We start from the raw sequence: 19,622 nt of genomic DNA, 5'->3' as shown, positions 1-19,622 counted from the left end.
AACATCCTGTATTTAGCCTATTATCTTTAAGCTTCTTATGTTTTAGTACATTAAATTCTGCTTTTCTATATTCCAATTCCTTTTATTTCAGCGTCATAACAAGAGAACCGTCATTATGTTCCAACTTCATCATAAACTTGCTGCCGATAGTTTTTTAGTGGGTGATTTCCCCTTATCCACCTGTCGTTTAATCAATGATTGTCAGTTTCCGTGGTTGATCTTAGTACCTCGTGTATCGGGTATCAAAGAGTTGTATGAGTTGTCTGAGGCCGACCAAACACAGTTTTTGCGTGAATCAAGCTGGTTATCAAGCCAACTGGCCAAGACTTTCCAAGCAGATAAAATGAACGTAGCAGCACTGGGCAATCAAGTACCGCAGCTACATTTCCATCATATCGTTCGCTATCAAAACGACATGCAGTGGCCAAATCCAGTATGGGGCGTTCCTGCTGTGCCTTATACCAAAGAAGTATTGGCGCAGATGCAGCAGACATTAATGATGGCATTACGTGGTCATCATCAAATGCCGTTTGATTGGCAAATGTAATCAAGCGTTAAACGAGTATTTAAGTCGTTTTAACCATAAAGTGTTTTACATTTGTCTGTTATTCATTATATTAGAGAGTGGGTTGGTTAAATGGATATAGCCAACTTATCTGCTCGCAGCCGTTTTTTTTGCGTATTAAACAGTAAGCTTGATTTAGCGCATTGGAAAAGCTTCGAGGTATTTAGTCTTGGATTGAAACCTTTCAGTCTGAGATTTCACTCTATGTTAAGGATAACAGATGGCTACTTCCTCTATTGCATCCCCATTACTACGACCTTCTATGTTACTCATCTCAATTTGTACCGCCGCTCTCGGTTTAACGGCCTGTGATACGGATTCAACTGAAGCTGCTTCATTACAGGCTGACTCAACACAGTCAGTATCCATACAGTCCGATTCAGGGCAAACCATTACCGAAAATACCTCAGCATCAGACAGCTCTGTCACGTTAAATCATAGCGCCTCTGCCATGTCTATGAGAGGAATGCCGACAAGTCAGTATCTCGTTGGTAGCGGTAAGGCAGATATCACCGGTGCGGCTGCCGAAACTGGCATGTTTGGTTATGCTTCTGGTCAAGTGGTACAAGGTATTAACGACCGCTTATACTCTCATGCTTTTATTATCGGCGAAGCGGATAAAAATGAGGGCAAACGCGTCGTATATGTATCAGCAGATATGGGCGCGATGTTTACCGCGGTAAAGCTTGAAGTCATCAAACGCCTGCAAAAGAACTACGGCGAGCTATATAACGATGATAACGTCATGCTTACCGCCACTCATACTCATGTGGGCAATGCCGGTTACTCGCATCAACAGCTTTATCAAATTGCCAGTACTGATGATACGCTATCAGGCTATAGCAGCCAAAACTTCAATGCTATCGTTAATGGCATTGTCACCTCGATTAAGCGTGCTCACGATACCTTGACGCCAGGAACACTCTCTTTGGCGCAAGGCGAGCTAAAAGGTGCGACACTCAATCGCTCAGAGTTTGCTTATAACAATAATGTTGATGCAAAAGACTTTGATAGTAATGTCAATGAGACCATGACTCAGCTGCGCCTAAATGCTGCCGATGGTACACCAGTTGGTCTGATTAATTGGTTTGCACTGCATCCAACCAGCTTTAGTAATCAATTTATGCATCTAAGCGCTGACAATAAAGGCTTTGCCCAACGCGGCGCAGAAAAGATCTTTACTGGAAAATCAGACAAGCCGTTTGTCGCAGCTTTTGCCAATGCGGATGAGGGTGATGTACTGGCCGCAGGTGGCAATGCCAACTCAAAACCTGGCTATCAAGGTAGTGACAATGAGTGGGAAAATGTCAGGCGTGATGGGCAACTGCAGCTTGATAAGGCGGTCGAGCTTTGGAATCAAGGTGCGCCCGTTGCTGGTCCAGTAGACGTACGCGCGCGCTGGGTTGATTTAAAGGGCTACCAAGTCGATGGTAAATTCACCAATGGCGCGGGCAATAAAGTTCTATGTATGCCAGCTCGTGGTTACTCCTTTGCTGCTGGCGGCGAGAATGGGCCATCGAACATACCCGGTATGTATGAGGGTATGACGCGAGAAAACTTCCGCATTAATGACGATATTAATAAAGTGGATCAATCCTTTTTAGGAAGCTTAACGCGCGGCGCGTTTGGCATTGTTTCAACTGTCAGTCAAGATGATTGTCAGGCTGAGAAACAAGTATTATTACCTACGGGTAGCTGGGGCTGGATTAATACTCAGCAACCTGTTCAGCTGATGCGTATCGGTAATATCGCCCTCGTTGCTATTCCTGGTGAGCCGACCACCATGGTAGGACGACGGATGCGCGCCGCGGTGTTAGCACAGCTAAAAGACTCAGGGGTCGATACCGTTATTATTAATGGCTTGGCGAATAACTATAGCGGCTATTTAAGTACGCGCGAAGAATTTGCCACCCAGCATTATGAAGGGGCGTCTACCGAGTATGGCCCTTATCAAGCCGCTGCTTATATACAAGAATATACCCAACTGGCCGAAGCGCTGCGTGATGGTATCGAGGTTTATGACAATGCCACACCGCCTGATCGCTCAGGTAAATCGTTTAATGAGCGCCCAGGCGTGGTATTTGACGATAAGCCTTTAAAACAAAGTTGGGGGCAAACCCTTACTCAGCCCAAAGTCAGTTATCAAAAAGGTCAGGTTGCCACAGCCGTATTCCGCGGCGCTCACCCTAAAAACAATCTACGCACCGAAGACAGTTTTTTAAAGGTGCAGCGTTTTGAGAATGGTCAGTGGGTCGATTATTTAAGTGATAGCGATTTTGATACCACCTATACTTGGAAGCGTGAAGGGGCGGCTTATAGTAAAGCCATTATTGATTGGCGAATCAGTAACGATACCCCAGCGGGTACTTATCGATTGACCCATCAAGGCGACTGGAAAAATGGTTGGACGCATAAAATCAAGCCGTATTCAGGCGTTTCTAATAGCTTTATCGTTCAATAACCAATTTTTATAGCTTCATTTTCCACTTAATCTTTACATATAAAAAAGCCAGATAGCAATTATCTGGCTTTTTCATTTTTGTCACTGTTATTCGCTTAAATCATCTCTATTAACCGTTAACTTTAAACCGCTTTTCAAACCAATAAGCGACCAGTGGTATGCTTTTTCTTACCAGTAACCTAGGTTCGATAGGAATAAGGCAGTATAATGTATAGATTTACTATCTACTTATATTATCAATGGTTTATAAAGGCAAGTATTGTCTAAAGCACGAATGATGATATAAACCTTATTTTTATTTAAATTCCTGATGGTTTTTCTTTAGGCGAATATCGACCATGGCACTTGTAGAAGCATCACGCCCAAAGACTCCTGTAAAGGATAGCGATAGTAAGACCTATCAGTTCGATTATCCAGAAATCTTCGTTTTAATACTGACAGTCATCTTGCTCGCTGTGCATTTTAATTTTAGTGCAACTTCAATGGCGCTGGCTGTCATTGTCTGTCTGCCTAGTTTGATGATTTTAATTTATAACTATCGTCGCCAAAGCAGTTTTTGGACTTCTAATATTGTCATCATTTTATTGTCAGTGGTCATTGGTTCGATACAGTTCTGTGCGGTGATTGCACTCAGTCTAGCAGCACTCATTGGTCTGCGCGTTATTCTCAGTAGTCCTGAAAATCATCTAAAGCTTATAGCTGTTTCAGTAGTGACGATGATTGTTTTTTATTATGTCAGCGTCACGTTAAGTAGCGCTGAGATCGATTGTCACGACAGCTTAGTTACACCTGTCGTCTTATTGGCCAGTATGATTGTGATATTGTGTCATTTTCGCCACGTTTATCATGATTATATAAACTATGAAGCTCGAGCGCAGCAAGCGGTTGGGCGTCTAAATACCATGGTTTCTGTGATTAATAAATTGACGCGTTTTGTCCCGCCGCAAGTTTGGGAGCCAATCGTCAAATCTGATAGCCCTGTTAGCGTCGAAAATAAACGTGCCAAGCTAACGATTATGTTTTCAGATATTGTTGGCTTTACTGAATTGTCAGATAGTTTGAGCGCGGATAATTTGGCGGATATTTTAAATACTTATATGCACTGTATGACGTTAATTGCCAATAAACATGGGGCGGTACTGGATAAGTTTATTGGCGATGGAATGGCATGTTTTTTCGGTGAACCAAATAGCCGTGGACCGCGTCAAGATGCGCTTGATTGTGTCGCAATGGCGATAGATATGCGCCGTGAGATGCGCACCTTGCGGCAAAAATGGCGTCTATTGGGCTTTGAGGGTTTGTATATCCGTATTGGTATTACCACTGGCTACTGTCATGTCGGTAACTTTGGTAGTAATAATCGTCTAAGCTATACGCTGATTGGTAAAGAGGCCAACCTTGCATCAAGGCTTGAGGCCGTTGCTGCTAAAGGGCAGATATTCATTAGCGAAAGTACACATGACTATATCTCGCATGATTACGATTGTGAATATGCCGGTGCTTTTCAGCTAAAAGGTTTTGATAATAAAGTAAGCGCGTGGCAAGTACTTGACCCTGATGAAAATAAAGGCCAGTTATCAAAGTGGGTTGACCATACGCTACCAGGTTTTAACTTGCATCTAAACTTTCGAGACATGCAAGATAACGATTATCAAGACATTCGAGATCGTCTAAATCTTGCGCTCGAACGTATCGAACAACAAGAGAAAGCAATCGCGCTTGAGATAATAGCAGCAAGTAAGCAAGAAAATGCTAATCATAATTAAGCAAAGATTGATTTCGACTTGGATGCATTTATAGAAAATGAGCATTTAAAAAAGGCGAGTTAAAATTGCGCGCAGAATGTCGCACTTATAAAAAGAAAAATCCAGTTATGATGAATAACTGGATTTTTTAGTTTAAATTTATACGTTATTATTTAGTGATTTTCTTTAGCATGGTTTAACGTGTATTTAGGAATCTCGATAGTTAGGTCGTCATTCTCAAGCATCACTTGGCATGATAAGCGTGAATCAGGCTCTAAGCCCCAAGCGCGGTCTAGCAAATCGGCTTCGACATCGTCCATCTCATCTAAAGTGTTAAAGCCCTTACGGACCACGACATGACAGGTGGTACACGCTTTTGACATCTCGCAAGCATGTTCAATTTTAATGCCTTTTTCTAGCAAAGCTTTACATAAGTTGCTGCCTGCTTCTAGCTCGACTTCGGTGCCTTCAGGGCAAATTTCATGATGGGGTAATATCGTAATTTTTGGCATAAGTTATCTGTCCGCTGCTAATCAATTAAAAAATGAAAAGGGTCAACCTAGCATAAGAACTAAGTTAGTTTCTTAAACGTATATTATTAATGGTATCTGCTACCAATCTTGGGCACTGGTGCCTGCCATACTTGCTTTAACACTTTGATTCATAATACGGGCGGCAAAGGCATCACTATGTGGTTTCAATTTGGCTTGTTTGGTTTCTATTATGGCTAAATCGTCAGTGCTGAGCGCTGTTTGCAGCCCTTGCATAGTGTGCGCCAATGACTGCTGCTCTTCAGGGGAAATCAATGCTGCAAACTCATTAAGCGCCGATTGTAGTGCCAATAATTCACGTTCAGCTTCTACCTTGGTCTCAATTAAAGAGCGCGCATTTTTATCTTCTTCTGCGTATTTAAAGCCGGCAATCAATAGCTGCTCTTTTTGCTCATCAGATAAACCATAAGATGGCACAATCTCGATTTTACTTTCAGTCTTAGTAGTGGTTTCTTGCGCACTGACGGTTAGCTGTCCATTGGCATCAATACTAAAGGTCACTTCGATACGTGCAAAGCCGGCTTTCATTGGCGGAATGCCATAAAGCTCAAAGCGTCCAAGCGAACGGCAGTTGTCTACCGTCTCACGCTCGCCTTGTACTACATGAATCACCATGCCGGTTTGACCATCTTGATAGGTGGTAAACACTTGGCGTTTTTTGACTGGAATAGGAGTATTGCGTGGAATAAGGACTTCAACCAGCCCGCCCATCGTTTCAAGGCCGAGGGATAGCGGCGTGACGTCAAGCAATAATAAGCCATTGTCACTATCGCCATTGACCAATTGATGCGCAGTTTGTGCTGCCCCTAAAGCGACTACCTCATCTGGATTTAAACGGCAAAGTGGCTCTTTAGCAAAAAATTCTGCAACCACTTGCTGCACCGCAGGCATACGCGTAGAGCCACCGACCAAAATCACTTCATCTAAGTCTGCAGCAGATAACTTGGCATCGCGCAGGACTTGCTCACAGACGCTCAAAGTGCGACGACTGACAGGCTCTGCAATAGTCATCAAATCTTGAAGGCTTAAAACACCTTGATAAGATTGCTCATTGACGACAATATCGATGTCAACTTGCTCAGCATCGGTCAATGCTTGCTTATAAGCTTTGGCTTGTTGAGCGAGTATTGATTTGTCATGCAGACTTACGTCTTTAGGATCGATGTTTAATTGCTTAATCAGCCAATTGGTCAATAAGCGGTCAATATCATCGCCGCCAAGCGCGCTATTGCCGCCCGTAGCCAATACTTCAAATACGCTATCGCTGAGTTTTAAAATAGACACATCAAAAGTACCACCACCCAAATCGTAGATTAAGTAGTAGTTTTCAGTATTGTCATCGGTAGGTTGATCAAGACCGTAAGCGACCGCCGCAGCGGTAGGCTCATTTAATAAGCGTAATACATTGATACCTGCTGCTTGCGCCGCATCTTTAGTGGCTTGGCGCTGCGCTTCATCAAAGTACGCTGGCACAGTAATCACCGCGCCTTGTATGCTGTCATCGGGCAAAGCACTTGCGGCACGTTGTTCTAACGCCGCTAAAATACGCGCTGAAACCTCAACAGGAGACACTTCCCCTTGCGCCGTCACAAACGCTGGCATCGCATCTTTGCTGCCACTTAACTCATAAGGATGAGAGAATTTAATATCTGCTTGGCTACGACCCATAAAGCGCTTAGCCGAGATAATCGTATTTTTCGGATCATCTGCTAAGTGGGCAAGGGCGTCATAGCCGACCAGTGGGTTGCCAGTGCTTGGATAGTAGACCACAGACGGTAACAAGGTATCTGTCGTTGTCGCTGCTTGCAAAACTTGCGCCTTGCCTGAGCGTACCACAGCAACCAGTGAGCGCGTGGTGCCAAGGTCAATTCCTAGACCAAAACGATGCTGGTGAGGTTGGGCACTTTGATTGGGTTCGGCAATTTGCAATAAAGACATAAGAAAACTCAAAGATAAAATGAATAAGTGAAGTAAAACAAATGCAATAACAGTAGGGCTTAGAAATATCCCAATTTAAAAGGCAATAATTAAAGACAATGAACGGCAGCCATTATACGGGATAGCGACAGCTATTTTAACCATGCCTTTATATAATCCCGTCTATTATAAAATTAAGCATATTTAGCTTGTATGATGTTAAACATATAAATCATCGTCATCTGAATGTTCAGCAGAGGCCACTGTATCAAGTCCTGCGGTCACATCGGCATCTAGCTTTACTAAGAATTTTAACTTTTGCGTGGCATCGATCGCGGTTTGCCAGTCTTGACTTTGGTAAGCGGTGTTAAAGCGCTCAGATTGTTTGGCTAAACGCTCAGTAATCTGCGGATGTAATTGCTTTAGCGTTGCTATGTCTTTATCACCAATAGCGTCGTCCAAATCTATCCGCATTTCCATCGCATCTTCTAAAAAGTCTAAATCGGCAATAGAATTCTCTAAATTTTGGGCTTGACCTGCGATATCTAATAAGTAGCTGGCACGACTATCGGGCACACTTAGCGTTTGATAAGCTTGGTTAATAAGCGCTGATGCTTGTTCTGATTGTTGCTTAGCTTGCGCACTATCTGCCGCACTTTTATCATTTGCTACTGATAAGTTATCTGGATGATAGCGTTTTTGTAGCAGACGCAGCTGCTGATCAAGATGCTCTTGATTGACCGCGAATTGTACAGGTTGTTCGAATAGGGCAAAGAAGTTATCAAACTGGGCTTCTGAGGTAAGGTCTGTCATATCGTCTGCCTTCATTTGTATTTATTATTGTCAGGACTTTACTATTTTGATGGTCGCTTTAAATAGTGATTTTTAAAAAAAATCAGTATTTAAGCGCTAAGCGTTTGTATGTTAATCGTTTAGCGCACTCTCGTTTAAATTTTTAAACCGTAAACGATTCACCACAACCACATTCACCTTTTTGATTGGGATTGGTGAATTTGAAGCCTTCGTTAAGACCTTCTTTTTCATAATCCATTAATAAGCCATCTAAATAGACCAAGCTTTTAGGGTCAATAAAAATATTAACGCCAAGACTTTCATAACGGGTATCATTTTCGTCAGGTGTGTCAACAAACTCTAGGACATAAGCCAAGCCTGAGCAACCCGCTGTGCGGATACCCACTCGAATGCCTTCACCTTTACCGCGATTGTCCAAAAAATCTCGAACATGCTGAGCGGCGCGTTCTGTCATTTCAATCATGCCAACTCCCATTGACTATCAAAAGTCGATAATAATAATTCACGTAAAATGCTTTTTTTATATAAACCATGATACTAATAACATAGTGCTAATAAAGCGTTGTGAATAATATTCTGTAAATAAAGCATTAAAAAATAAATAAAAGGTGACAATTACATGAGCGTTATTGTCACCTTATTAGCGTTAGTAGCTTCTAACGTTACTGCTCATGGCTTTTGCTAAAATACTGCTATTAAAGTATTGCTACTGAAATTTGGCTACTAACGCTTACTACATTAATAAGCGCATACGCTCTAAATTAGCTTAGCTGGTTGCTTCTTCTGTTACAGCAGCAGCGTTATGCTTACCTTTATAGTCGCTAATCGCGGCTTTAATGGCGTCTTCTGCAAGTACAGAGCAATGAACTTTTACTGGTGGCAATGCCAATTCTTCAGCAATGTGGCTGTTCTTAATCTCGCCAGCTTGATCCAAGCTTTTGCCTTTTAACCACTCGGTGACGAGTGAGCTTGATGCAATTGCTGAACCGCAGCCATAAGTTTTAAAACGTGCATCTTCGATGATACCGTTGTCATCGACTTGGATTTGTAGACGCATCACATCACCACAAGCTGGGGCTCCGACCATACCAGTACCAACGTTTTTGGCATTTTTGTCAAGATTGCCGACGTTGCGTGGGTTTTCGTAATGATCAATAACTTGGTCACTATAGGCCATGGGGTTTTCTCCTAGTTAGGTGATGAGTAGGTAGTTAGACGATGAAAATGAATCAGTCACTTACTAACGCTAAATGGTTATCTACTCATCGATAATTGGGGTCAAACATGTCGTTCATAAAACTGTATTTATAAAAACTAAATGTATGATTAATTGTTTATCATAATGGTTATATTTGATAACCATTAGACGTTTTAACTATTAAAGGTTTTACTGATAAATATTAATGCTCAGACCATTCTACCGAGTCTAAATCAACGCCTTCTTGATACATATCCCAAAGAGGAGATAGGGCACGTAATTTATCAACCGCTTCATGCATCTGCTTGATGACTGTATCAATGTCTGCTTCAGTGGTATAACGACCAAAGCTAAAGCGGATTGAGCTATGTGCCAATTCATCTGGGCGACCAATAGCACGCAATACGTATGATGGCTCAAGCGTGGCTGAGGTACAGGCGGAACCTGATGATACCGCTAAGTCTTTTAGCGACATCATGAGTGACTCGCCTTCAACGAAGTTAAAGCTGATATTTACGATATTTGGTACGCTGTTTTCTAAATCACCGTTTAGATAAATCTCTTCGATATCTTGTAGACCGTCCCACAGCTTTTGACGTAATTTTGCTGCGTGAGTATGGTCTTCTGCATAGCGCTCATTGGCTAAAGCAAATGCGGCACCGATACCAACGATTTGATGCGTCGGCAATGTACCTGAACGCATACCGCGCTCATGACCACCGCCATGCTGCTCCGCTTTTAGGCGAACACGAGGCTTACGGCTGACAAATAATGCGCCGATACCTTTAGGACCATAAGCTTTATGACCTGAGAAACTCATTAAGTCAATTTTCATCTTTTCAAGGTCGACCAATACTTTACCAACTGACTGCGCACCATCGACATGAAAGATAACGCCGGCTTCGCGAGTAATCTCACCAATCGCCGCAACATCAGTAATCGTACCAAGCTCATTATTCACCATCATCAATGATACTAAAATCGTATCATCACGTAGGGCTTCTTTCACTTGCTCTGGTAAAATCAAACCGGTGCTTGGCTGAGGCTCAAGATAAGTAATCTCGAAACCTTCTTGCTCAAGCTCGCGGCAGGTATCTAATACGGCTTTATGCTCAATTTTACTGGTAATAATATGTTTGCCACGAGACTGATAAAAATGTGCTGCGCCTTTAATGGCTAAGTTATCTGATTCTGTCGCGCCAGAGGTAAAGACGATTTCGCGTGGATCCGCATTAATCGCTTCAGCCACTTGCTGACGAGCCGTTTCTACCGCTTCTTCTGCTTGCCAGCCATAGCCATGTGAGCGTGATGCTGGATTACCAAAGATGCCGTCTACCGTCAGATATTCGCTCATCTTGGCAGCGACTGACTTAGCAACTGGCGTGGTGGCGGCATAATCTAAGTATATAAGGTTGTTATGTTGGCTCATGCTGGGTTTGCCTCGCTGGTCGATAGAGTAATAGTATTGATGTCTTTTGGAAAAGAAATATGCTGACGGTCTGAGACCGACTGCACGTGCTCCATGTCTAATAATTGCGCTAATGTTATATTTTTCAAGTACTGTTCGACATGATTTGAAAGGGCACACCATAAATCATGTGTTAGGCACATTGTACCACTTTGGCAATCGCCGCGTCCTTCGCACTGCATAGCATCCACAGATTCATCGACGGCAGAAATAATGCTCATCACATCGATTTCATTAAGTGGTTTGGCTAGGTGGTAGCCGCCTGCTGCGCCGCGAATACTGGTGACTAAACCACGCTTACGAAGCTTTGAGAATAACTGTTCAAGATAAGAGATAGATATCGATTGCCGCTTGGCAATATCAGATAACGAGACGGCGCTGTCTTGTTGGCTGGTTTGCAATGCCAAATCAAGTAAAGCGGTCACGGCGTATCTGCCTCGAGTAGTCAAACGCATGTGTTATCTCCAAACCTTTTAAGGATAAATTTATTTAACAACGATCTTAGTCATGTCGTCTTTGTAGAAGTGCGTCGCTAACAATTAATCATTTGTGAGTGATAAGTGGTTTATTGCCAGCTGACTATTAATAACGAATAGTATTGACACTTCTATTAAGGGAAATCATCTATGGACTAAGTGGTGTCTTGTCGCTATTAAACAGCAGATGGTTTACCCGATGTGTGCAACGATAGAGTCATTATAATCAATCCTGAGTAATTTAGTCAAGATTAAAGTGTGGTTGAATGGTGAGTGCGACTGATTGCCATTATTGATAAAAACAATGATAGATAAAGTAGGCAGATGAGGAAAGTGAATACTTGAATAATAGCGCTGAGTTCGTGACTCTAGTTTATAACTTAAAGAGTTGATAAAAGCGTTTAATAATTTTGAGTTTATTAAACGCCAGATAAATAAGAGCAATGACTTTAAAACACCTTACTAATGAATTGGGCCGCTATAAATCATGTCATTATAAATAGAGCGATGATGGCAGCAATAGCGATAACAGCAGCAATAGCTGTGGTAATCATAAAAGTCTTTTGCTTACTTTGTAACTCTTTTACCGTGGTTTCAAGCTCACGGTTTTTGATGGTCAAGGTAGTGATTTGAGTTTGCTGCTCTTTAATACGTAGCTTGTAGCTCTCTTTTTTATCAGCCATTTCTGCTTCAGTAGGCTTGGGCTTGCTTTTGCCACCTTTAATTTTTTTAATCAAACCTTGAATTAAGCTACCAAGACCTAGCTGCATAATAAATTGCTTCACCAATTGTACTTGCACGGATTCGCCACGCATTTGCAGCTTTCCAGTGGTTTCTCTGTCATGGGTAGTGAGCGCATTAAGCACTTGAATGCTATAAGCGTTGATAACGACGTCAGGCTCAGTACGACCAATAGGCAGGCGGTCATCCAACAATACGCCCTTGGTGCTAAAGGTGGCAAAAACTTCCACATGCGGTAAATACAGTCTTAGCGCGACAACAGTCTCTTGCTTGGCAAGCGGATAAGCGGCTTTACGGAGTTCTGGGTCTAAACGTAACAGCAGGGTCAGCGCCGACTCGATAAACACCAAGATGATATTAAGCAGAGAGTGAGACAACGTAGAACGCTTCATGTAAATAATCCGTTTTTATTGTGTAAGTGAAAGAGAAAAGGACAAGCAAGGATCAAAATCGACCCAAAATAGGCAATAGGATGGCGCTTATAGTAACGCCTTTATAATAAAAAGTAACGCCCGTTTCTGTCAGTTGGTAAATTATTACCTTACAATTTGCCAGTTAATAAAGACACTGGTATTTATGACTGACAATGTAATAGTATGGCTTGGCAGCTATTTATTATGGGCAAACCTGCTTTTTAGGTAGCGAAGTTAGCAATTTACATTTCGTACTGAAGCCTATATTGAATATCTGATAATGTTGTCATGAAACTATATAGGTAAACCAACGATATTAGGTAAGCCAACGATACTAAACTGCCTAAGTTAAGGTAGCGATTTAGCATAAAGGTTGCAGCAGTTTTAAGTAACATTGGGTGTCAAATAAGTATCACAGTGGACAAAAATATGTAAAATCGCTTGCGCTCCTTATGCGGCCTTGATATAAAGACGTTAACAAAGCGAAACCTGTTTATGCGTGAGGCCAGTGGTTTTTATTGCTTAAGTAGTCTGGGAGCGATACAATACTTGGCGTGAGCGTTTTTTTACCCCCTAAAACTTGAAGGAAATTTTATGAATAAGTCAGAATTAATTGATAGCATCGCCGAAAAAAGTGGTCTAAATAAAACTCAAGCTGGTGAAGCTTTAAATGCAGTAATGGAAAGTGTTGGCGAAGCTCTAGAAGCTGGCGATAGCATCTCATTGGTTGGTTTTGGTACTTTTAGCGTAAAAGACCGTAAGGCTCGTACTGGCCGTAATCCTAAGACTGGTGAAGAGCTTAGCATTCCAGCAAGCAAAGTACCAAGCTTCAAAGCCGGTAAAAACTTAAAAGAGCGTTTAAACTAAGTCGTTTAAAGCAAACCGCTTTATTTAAGCCCTTTAATCTATTTTATGCCACACAGATGATCGTTGACGACGTGATATACGAATGAAAACGGTGTTTGTTGGTAATAAATTGATAATGGCAACTCATGGTTTAAAGTACAATCAAAGCACAGTCTAAGTCATGAGTGATGTAGCAAAAAAGCACCTAGAGATTAGGTGCTTTTTTTAGTGCTATCGTTTGTATCAATTAGTATGAATAGTAGCGTGAATATTTTGAGTATATCTTAAAAATCACGTATCATAGGGCGCGCGATAGCTGCATTGTTTAAACAAGATTTTTCAAAAAACCTTGTCATAAGCTTCATCAATCAGCCTTGTTTTACAACGATAAAATGCACACGTTCTTTTTCTTACCATTGCCTGCTTATACAGCGTTGATATTATTAATAGTATTACAATGGTCTTTCATCAATATAGGTTAATAAAGCAGAGATAACTATGGATAAATTGCGCGATTTCTTAAAAAGTTGGCCGGGTCGCATTTTATTGATTCTATGCCTATCGCCGCTCGCTCTATTGGGTGTCGAAAGCTACTTTGGAGGCGGGGTCGATCCCAACCAAATCGCTCAAGTAGGTGAGGCAAGCGTGGGGATGTCCGAGTATCAGACGGCGGTAAATAGTCGCCGTAGCGAGCTTTTAGACCAAGTTGATGATGCCAGTTTATTAAATGAAGATGTGCTACACGAGCAAGTCTTAAAAGGCTTGATTGATCGCACCTTACTAGAGCAGCAGGCTGGCAAGCTTGGTATGACGGTTTCTGATGACACCATCAATCGCTTGTTGCGCCAAGAAGAAATCTTTAAAGATGCTGAAGGTAACTTTTCTAACGATCAGTTTTCAAACTTTTTACGTCAGCGCAATATGACAAAAGATCAGCTGTTTGCAGAGTTTCGCAATCAGTTAAGCCTAGATCAGCTCAATGCCAGTATCGTAGGCACCGCAGTTTATCCAATGCAAGCGGTCAGTCAATTGATTGACCTGCAGCTAGAGTCGCGCAATATTTGGCTGCATCGTTTTAATTGGCAGGATTATGTGCAGCAAGTGAAATTGAGCAAGGGTGACATACAAGCCTACTATGATGCCAATAAAGACAAGCTAAAAAGCGCGGCCATGGTGGATTTGGCTTACTTGCAACTGAGCCCGCAAGCGATTGAAGTTAATGAAGTCAGCAAAGAAGATGTTCAGCAGCAATATGAAGCCTATAAGCAAGGACTAGCCGTGGTTGATGAGCGTAAAATCAGCCAAATTTTGTTAACGGGTAAAGATGCCAAAGCGCGCGCTGACAAGATTAAAGCCCGTCTTGCTAAAGGTGAATCATTTGCTAAGCTAGCCAAAACCGAGTCTGATGATCCATCAGGAGAAACAGGCGGTGCTATCGGTAGCTTTAATCCCTCAGTATTTGGCAACGATGCGCCAGCAGTTGAAAAAGCGCTTGAAGGCTTAAGTGCTGGTGATGTCAGCGCGCCTGTGAAGACCAGCTTTGGCTATCAGATATTTACTGTGACCGAGGATAATGGTAGCAAAATACCAAGTCTAGAAAGCATGCGTGCAGAGCTAACGGCTAAGGCCAAAGAGTATAAACGTCAGGAAATGTATGCGGATAAAGTCACTTCGATTAATGATCTGGCGGCAGATGGTTTTAGTATTGAAGACATCGCGCAGCAAGAAAACGTGCCATTAAAACGTATCAAAGATTATCGTAAGGAAAACAATAAATCTGTTTTGGCACAGCCTGCGGTGATTAAGCAAGCGTTTGATGAATTCACGATTCAAGATCAAGCAGTGACGGCAGGTATTGAAGTCGGTAATAGTACGGTATGGGTACAGCCAAGTAACTACCGTCCAACGAAGACGCTATCTTTATCAGCGGCGACGCCAAGAATTACGCAGATATTGCGTCAACAAAAAGCCACTGAACTGGCACTAAAAGAGGCGAAAAAGCTAGCAGCTGGTATTAAGACGCCTGCTGATATTGCTAAGCAACCCGTTAAACTGCAAGCGTTAGGTGAAGTGAATCGTCAGACCACGCAATTGACTGAAAAAGAGCGTGGCTTAGCCTTTAGCCAACAAGCGGCAGCAAATGGTGTCGTAGCAGTAGCGAGCGAGACTGAGATGGGTGCAACGCTATTAGTCGGTGATCGTATCAAAACAGAACAGCAATCACCGTTGTCTGATGCCCAAAGAGCACAAACTGCCGCCATTATTCGTGATAATTTGGGTCAAGATCAACTGCAAGACTATCTAGATTATCTGCGCATGGTCTATAAAGTTGAGATTAACGAAGCCAATATGGCCAATGCGCAAGGGCGTTAATCGATTTATAAGGCATTTATTAAACCATTTGTCTTAATAAATTTTATCAAATCTTAAATATAAAAAAACCACTATTGATAGTGGTTTTTTTTATGCAGTACGATTTTTATTTATTCTTAACGCTTTTGTCTTAACAGCATTATTTTAACTGGTGATTAATGGCGGAAATGACGCATACCAGTGAATACCATGGCGATACCATGCTCATTGGCGGCAGCAATTGTTTCGTCATCACGCATAGAGCCACCCGGTTGAATGATAGCAGCAATGCCGACTTCAGCAGCGTTATCGATACCATCACGGAACGGGAAGAAGGCATCTGATGCCATTACCGCGCCTTCGGTAGCAAGACCGGCGTGCTCAGCTTTAATAGCGGCGATACGCGCTGAATTTACGCGGCTCATTTGACCTGCACCCACGCCGATAGTGCGTTGACCTTTAGCATAAACAATCGCATTTGATTTGACATACTTAGCGACATTCCAGCTAAATAACAAATCAGCAATTTGCGCTTCCGTTGGCTGGACGTCCGTAACGATCTTTAGATCATTAGCGGTAATTAAGCCCAAATCTTGCTCTTGCACCAATAAGCCACCGTTAACGCGTTTATAATCAAGCTGGCTTTCGCGTTGCTCAGGCGTTGGCAATTCACCGCAAACTAAGACGCGTACGTTTTTCTTGCTCGCAGTCGCCTCAAGAACGCCATCTTCGATACTTGGGGCAATGATAACTTCGACAAATTGATTATCAATAATGGCTTTGGCAGCTGCAACTGTGAGCTCGCGGTTAAAGGCGATAATACCACCAAAAGATGACTCAGGATCGGTACTAAAGGCTGTGCGATAAGCGGCTACTTGATCGCTATCTACGGCCACACCACAAGGATTGGCGTGTTTTACGATGACGCAAGCGGGTGCACTAAAGGCTTTAACACATTCAAGGGCGGCATCGGTATCGGCTATGTTGTTATAAGACAGCTCTTTACCTTGCAATTGCTTCGCGGTTGCAATAGACGCTTGCTTGCTTTTTAGCGCATGATTTTCGACATAAAAAGCAGCATTTTGATGAGGGTTTTCGCCGTAGCGTAGGTCTTGTACTTTCTCAAGTTGGACGTTAAAGGTACGGGAAAAATGCTCTGGCGTTTGAGTCTCATTCACTCGGCTGCCCAAGAAATTTGCAATCATACCGTCATATTGCGCTGTATGTTCAAAGGCTTTGACTGCTAAATCGTAACGTAGGGCATGTGTTAGAGTAGTACCTTCACCTAAGGCGTCGAGTACACGCGTATAATCAGCAGGATCAGTCACAATACCGACATGGGCGTGATTTTTTGCTGCTGAACGCACCATGGTAGGACCGCCAATATCGATATTTTCGATAGCGTCATTCATGGTCACATCAGGACGGGCAATGGTTTCTGCAAACGGATAAAGGTTGACGACGACCAAATCAATACGCTCAATAGCGTGCTCACTCATCACCGCATCATCAGTACCACGGCGCCCTAAAATACCGCCATGAATCTTAGGATGCAAGGTTTTAACACGGCCGTCCATCATTTCAGGAAAACCAGTATAGTCTGATACTTCGGTGACAGCGACGTTGTGCTCGGTCAGCAAGCGATAAGTGCCGCCAGTCGATAGTAAGCCAAAACCTGCTTTCAGCAAACCTTGAGCGAATTCAACGATATTAGATTTATCGGAGACTGATAGTAGGGCAAGCGGAGTTGTACTCATAAAAAAAATTCCATAAAAAAAGCCTGACGTAAACGTCTGGCAAGGTAATAATGGCAAGCAGTGTAGAGCATATCGGCTTTGATAAGATCATAAACTATAAACGTGCCATACATATTGAATGTCAGTTAGAAATGGTGATAAGGGTGGTGAGCACTATATTTGATGATATTAAGCAAAAGTAGGCGGCATAAGATATTAAGCCTTCTTACATCAAACTATAGACTACATTAAACCATAGGTTTTTAGCTTTTTGCGTAGTGTACCGCGATTGAGACCTAAAATTTGCGCACACTTGGTTTGATTGCCACGGCTCTTTTCAAGTACCACAGACAACAGCGGTTGCTCTATCTCTTTTAAAATAAGATTATACAAGTCCGTTGGCAGCTCATCATCTAACATCGAAAAATACTGCCGCACCACACGTTCTACGTGTACCCGCAATGGTTCATGAGCATGCATGCTACTGTCTAAAAAAGACTCAACCTCGTGAATGGAGCGATGGTAATCCTCTTTATAGTAATCAGCAGGATTCTCAGTATTTTTATCAAGATTAGTGGCATTATACTGTGCATGTGTTGCCATAAGATAATGTCCTTGAGCGTAAAGAAAAACCATTAGGCGTTTAAGCGCTATTATATCAAAGCCAGCGCCTATCAGAGCAACAGATTGGGTATTAAAGTAGGCTTGAGGCTACTTATTTTTATCTATTATTACCGAGTTAGCGTGATTGGCTTCAATGTGATTGGATAGCATCGTGTTTTTAATAAACGATGCCCTTACTAAGAACTTTCTGTAATAAGAGCTGTCTTTTACAAAAGATAATTTTGCATAAATCATGTGGCTATTAACGGTGTTTTTAATAAGCGATACTTTTGATAAACGATATCGTTAGTAAATAGGCTCGACGCTCACTTTGCTGATTTGAGCATTGGCAACTGGTACAGTGAACAATAGCTGCTTGCGACTTGACGCGCCTAATTGGCTTTGCGCGCTCAATAAATAATCCTCTGGCGCTGCGATAAATGCTCCGATAAGCGCATTGTCCCCATAGACACTCACTTTTACGTGAGGAAGTAGTTGTGCTTGTGCGCTTTGATTGTTTAAAGTGATGCTGATGTCGCTAAATGAGCTGGCAGTTTTAATACGACTGGGCTGGTGTTTAGTATCGTTTGTGCTCAAAGCTGCTAAATTGGCGCTGGGTAGGCTACAAGCGGCAATGGCACATACTTTTTGCAAACGCTCGGCATGGGCAGGATTTTTAACCAAGTCATCTAAGTTAAAAATGACATACTGAGCAAAGAGTAGCAGTATTAATACCAGACAACCGAGTGTCCATAACAATGAGGCAATAGACCGCCTGACAGGCGTTGGTGAAAACTTGTCTTGGGCCTGCTGTTGTTTAACACGTAGCGCATTAGTATGGTCTTCGTCTTTAATTGACACACCCATACTCGCGAGCAGTTCTGATAAGTCTGTCTGATCTTTTCTAGTATCTTCGCTTTGATTTTGCTCTTTTAGTAGTTTTTCAAGCCATGATTCATCAGCATTGTCATCGATATTGGCATGAATATCATTAGCGGCAGCTGAGCTGAGAGCAACGTGCGCAGCTGATGAATCCTCGTTTAAGGAAGTTTTTACTAAAGAAGCGTTTTCTACAGGGTTAACAGATAGATGAGAGCTTTTATCTAATGTCTTAGAATTATTTTTTGCTGAATAAATGTTTTTATCTTTAATAGCAGTAGGATTGCTATCCGTTGCTTGTGTCAACCAGGCATCCATACTGTCTAGTGAACCGTATTCTAAATCTTCTTCTTCAAAATCCTCAATCTCCATATCGTCATAAATCAACTCATTATCCATTAAGCCATCATCCATTAAGCCATCATCTATTAAGTCATCATCAAGCATATTATCATGGATGAGAATGTCTGCTTCTGCTGATGTGATATTTGGCTTTGTGACGGTTTTTGATTCTGGCGAAACAGTGGAATTTTGCTTATCAATAGAAATGCTAGAAGTATTAACGGCGGCAGTTTTACTTTCAACTACGATATCATCAGTCGTTTGTTCTATAGCAGCGGTGACAATGAGATTGTTATTGACCAAAAAACTTTGCTGACAATGCTCACAGCAGACAGTGGCTGTTTTCTGATCTAGTTGCGTTTTATTAATATTAAAAATAGCATGACAATGAGGGCACTGGGTTTTTATTGGCGTAGTCATAGGGTCAGAATCCAAAAAGGTATAAGTATTAATACCGCATGTTAATACCGCATAGCCACTCACCAACCGCTGCCAATCATTCTAATGTCAATTTAG

Annotated in this window: 16 protein-coding genes; 5 read left to right on the top strand and 11 right to left on the bottom strand. The window is 42.2% G+C overall.

What is annotated here, in order from left to right; translation table 11 throughout:
- The first annotated feature begins 115 nt into the window (after positions 1-115).
- From JMX13_RS03235 to JMX13_RS03225, 3 genes are all read left to right on the top strand, one after another.
- Positions 116-547, top strand: a complete 432-nt coding sequence (locus tag JMX13_RS03235) for an HIT domain-containing protein (RefSeq protein WP_057759208.1) — start codon at positions 116-118, stop codon at positions 545-547.
- A 238-nt stretch (positions 548-785) separates the two neighbouring features.
- The gene (locus JMX13_RS03230) at positions 786-3,026 is read left to right on the top strand and encodes a neutral/alkaline non-lysosomal ceramidase N-terminal domain-containing protein (protein WP_227686195.1); all 2,241 of its coding nucleotides are present in this window, start codon (positions 786-788) and stop codon (positions 3,024-3,026) included.
- Between the two features lie 338 nt (positions 3,027-3,364).
- Positions 3,365-4,792, top strand: a complete 1,428-nt coding sequence (locus JMX13_RS03225) for an adenylate/guanylate cyclase domain-containing protein (protein WP_201609527.1) — start codon at positions 3,365-3,367, stop codon at positions 4,790-4,792.
- 152 nt (positions 4,793-4,944) lie between these two features.
- Here JMX13_RS03225 and fdx read toward each other — a convergent pair whose 3' ends face one another.
- The 8 genes from fdx to JMX13_RS03185 form a co-directional block, all read right to left on the bottom strand.
- Complete coding sequence (fdx, locus tag JMX13_RS03220; RefSeq protein ID WP_201609526.1) at positions 4,945-5,283, bottom strand: ISC system 2Fe-2S type ferredoxin; 339 nt, start codon at positions 5,281-5,283, stop codon at positions 4,945-4,947.
- Between the two features lie 99 nt (positions 5,284-5,382).
- On the bottom strand, positions 5,383-7,260 hold the full coding sequence (gene hscA / locus JMX13_RS03215) for a Fe-S protein assembly chaperone HscA (RefSeq protein WP_201609525.1): 1,878 nt from the start codon (positions 7,258-7,260) through the stop codon (positions 5,383-5,385).
- A 198-nt stretch (positions 7,261-7,458) separates the two neighbouring features.
- Positions 7,459-8,052 carry a Fe-S protein assembly co-chaperone HscB gene (hscB, locus tag JMX13_RS03210; protein WP_201609524.1) on the bottom strand — a complete coding sequence of 198 codons (594 nt, stop codon included), beginning with the start codon at positions 8,050-8,052 and terminating at the stop codon, positions 7,459-7,461.
- Positions 8,053-8,194: 142 nt separating this feature from the next.
- Positions 8,195-8,515, bottom strand: coding sequence for an iron-sulfur cluster assembly protein IscA (iscA, locus tag JMX13_RS03205; protein ID WP_149489769.1), 321 nt, complete (start codon positions 8,513-8,515; stop codon positions 8,195-8,197).
- A 303-nt stretch (positions 8,516-8,818) separates the two neighbouring features.
- Positions 8,819-9,229: a Fe-S cluster assembly scaffold IscU gene (gene iscU / locus JMX13_RS03200; protein WP_201609523.1), complete on the bottom strand. Its 411-nt coding sequence runs from the start codon at positions 9,227-9,229 to the stop codon at positions 8,819-8,821.
- Between the two features lie 223 nt (positions 9,230-9,452).
- Positions 9,453-10,679, bottom strand: a complete 1,227-nt coding sequence (locus JMX13_RS03195) for an IscS subfamily cysteine desulfurase (protein WP_201609522.1) — start codon at positions 10,677-10,679, stop codon at positions 9,453-9,455.
- Positions 10,676-11,173, bottom strand: coding sequence for an Rrf2 family transcriptional regulator (locus tag JMX13_RS03190; RefSeq protein WP_201609521.1), 498 nt, complete (start codon positions 11,171-11,173; stop codon positions 10,676-10,678). The genes JMX13_RS03195 and JMX13_RS03190 overlap by 4 nt, the downstream gene beginning before the upstream one ends.
- Before the next feature lie 506 nt (positions 11,174-11,679).
- Entirely contained in the window at positions 11,680-12,327 is a 648-nt protein-coding gene (locus JMX13_RS03185; RefSeq protein ID WP_201609520.1) for a hypothetical protein, read from the bottom strand.
- A gap of 615 nt (positions 12,328-12,942) precedes the next feature.
- Here JMX13_RS03185 and JMX13_RS03180 point away from each other — a divergent pair.
- Positions 12,943-13,215, top strand: coding sequence for an HU family DNA-binding protein (locus JMX13_RS03180; protein WP_068404475.1), 273 nt, complete (start codon positions 12,943-12,945; stop codon positions 13,213-13,215).
- Positions 13,216-13,692: 477 nt separating this feature from the next.
- Positions 13,693-15,567 (top strand): SurA N-terminal domain-containing protein, encoded by a 1,875-nt coding sequence (locus tag JMX13_RS03175; RefSeq protein ID WP_201609519.1) that lies wholly within the window; start codon positions 13,693-13,695, stop codon positions 15,565-15,567.
- A 155-nt stretch (positions 15,568-15,722) separates the two neighbouring features.
- Here the strand turns inward: JMX13_RS03175 and purH are convergent, their stop codons facing one another.
- The 3 genes from purH to JMX13_RS03160 form a co-directional block, all read right to left on the bottom strand.
- Positions 15,723-17,303 (bottom strand): bifunctional phosphoribosylaminoimidazolecarboxamide formyltransferase/IMP cyclohydrolase, encoded by a 1,581-nt coding sequence (purH, locus tag JMX13_RS03170; protein WP_201609518.1) that lies wholly within the window; start codon positions 17,301-17,303, stop codon positions 15,723-15,725.
- Positions 17,304-17,525: 222 nt separating this feature from the next.
- Positions 17,526-17,762, bottom strand: coding sequence for a DNA-binding transcriptional regulator Fis (gene fis, locus JMX13_RS03165; protein WP_201543527.1), 237 nt, complete (start codon positions 17,760-17,762; stop codon positions 17,526-17,528).
- A 429-nt stretch (positions 17,763-18,191) separates the two neighbouring features.
- On the bottom strand, positions 18,192-19,526 hold the full coding sequence (locus tag JMX13_RS03160; protein WP_201609517.1) for a DUF3426 domain-containing protein: 1,335 nt from the start codon (positions 19,524-19,526) through the stop codon (positions 18,192-18,194).
- Positions 19,527-19,622: the final 96 nt, after the last annotated feature.

Origin of the sequence: Psychrobacter immobilis, from assembly GCF_904846285.1 — a bacterium.
Classification (GTDB): Bacteria; Pseudomonadota; Gammaproteobacteria; order Pseudomonadales; family Moraxellaceae; genus Psychrobacter; species Psychrobacter immobilis_D.
Note: the sequence above shows the minus strand (reverse complement) of the source record. Positions and strands in the feature narration are given on the sequence as shown.

Excerpts from the sequence above, each read along its gene's own strand:
- hscA (WP_201609525.1), bottom strand. The coding sequence starts at position 7,260 with ATGTCTTTATTGCAAATTGCCGAACCCAATCAAAGTGCCCAACCTCAC.
- iscU (WP_201609523.1), bottom strand. The coding sequence starts at position 9,229 with ATGGCCTATAGTGACCAAGTTATTGATCATTACGAAAACCCACGCAAC.
- iscA (WP_149489769.1), bottom strand. The coding sequence starts at position 8,515 with ATGATTGAAATGACAGAACGCGCCGCTCAGCATGTTCGAGATTTTTTG.
- JMX13_RS03230 (WP_227686195.1), top strand. The coding sequence starts at position 786 with ATGGCTACTTCCTCTATTGCATCCCCATTACTACGACCTTCTATGTTA.
- JMX13_RS03225 (WP_201609527.1), top strand. The coding sequence starts at position 3,365 with ATGGCACTTGTAGAAGCATCACGCCCAAAGACTCCTGTAAAGGATAGC.
- JMX13_RS03195 (WP_201609522.1), bottom strand. The coding sequence starts at position 10,679 with ATGAGCCAACATAACAACCTTATATACTTAGATTATGCCGCCACCACG.
- fis (WP_201543527.1), bottom strand. The coding sequence starts at position 17,762 with ATGCATGCTCATGAACCATTGCGGGTACACGTAGAACGTGTGGTGCGG.
- JMX13_RS03175 (WP_201609519.1), top strand. The coding sequence starts at position 13,693 with ATGGATAAATTGCGCGATTTCTTAAAAAGTTGGCCGGGTCGCATTTTA.
- JMX13_RS03180 (WP_068404475.1), top strand. The coding sequence starts at position 12,943 with ATGAATAAGTCAGAATTAATTGATAGCATCGCCGAAAAAAGTGGTCTA.
- JMX13_RS03190 (WP_201609521.1), bottom strand. The coding sequence starts at position 11,173 with ATGCGTTTGACTACTCGAGGCAGATACGCCGTGACCGCTTTACTTGAT.
- purH (WP_201609518.1), bottom strand. The coding sequence starts at position 17,303 with ATGAGTACAACTCCGCTTGCCCTACTATCAGTCTCCGATAAATCTAAT.
- JMX13_RS03160 (WP_201609517.1), bottom strand. The coding sequence starts at position 19,526 with ATGACTACGCCAATAAAAACCCAGTGCCCTCATTGTCATGCTATTTTT.
- hscB (WP_201609524.1), bottom strand. The coding sequence starts at position 8,052 with ATGACAGACCTTACCTCAGAAGCCCAGTTTGATAACTTCTTTGCCCTA.
- fdx (WP_201609526.1), bottom strand. The coding sequence starts at position 5,283 with ATGCCAAAAATTACGATATTACCCCATCATGAAATTTGCCCTGAAGGC.
- JMX13_RS03185 (WP_201609520.1), bottom strand. The coding sequence starts at position 12,327 with ATGAAGCGTTCTACGTTGTCTCACTCTCTGCTTAATATCATCTTGGTG.
- JMX13_RS03235 (WP_057759208.1), top strand. The coding sequence starts at position 116 with ATGTTCCAACTTCATCATAAACTTGCTGCCGATAGTTTTTTAGTGGGT.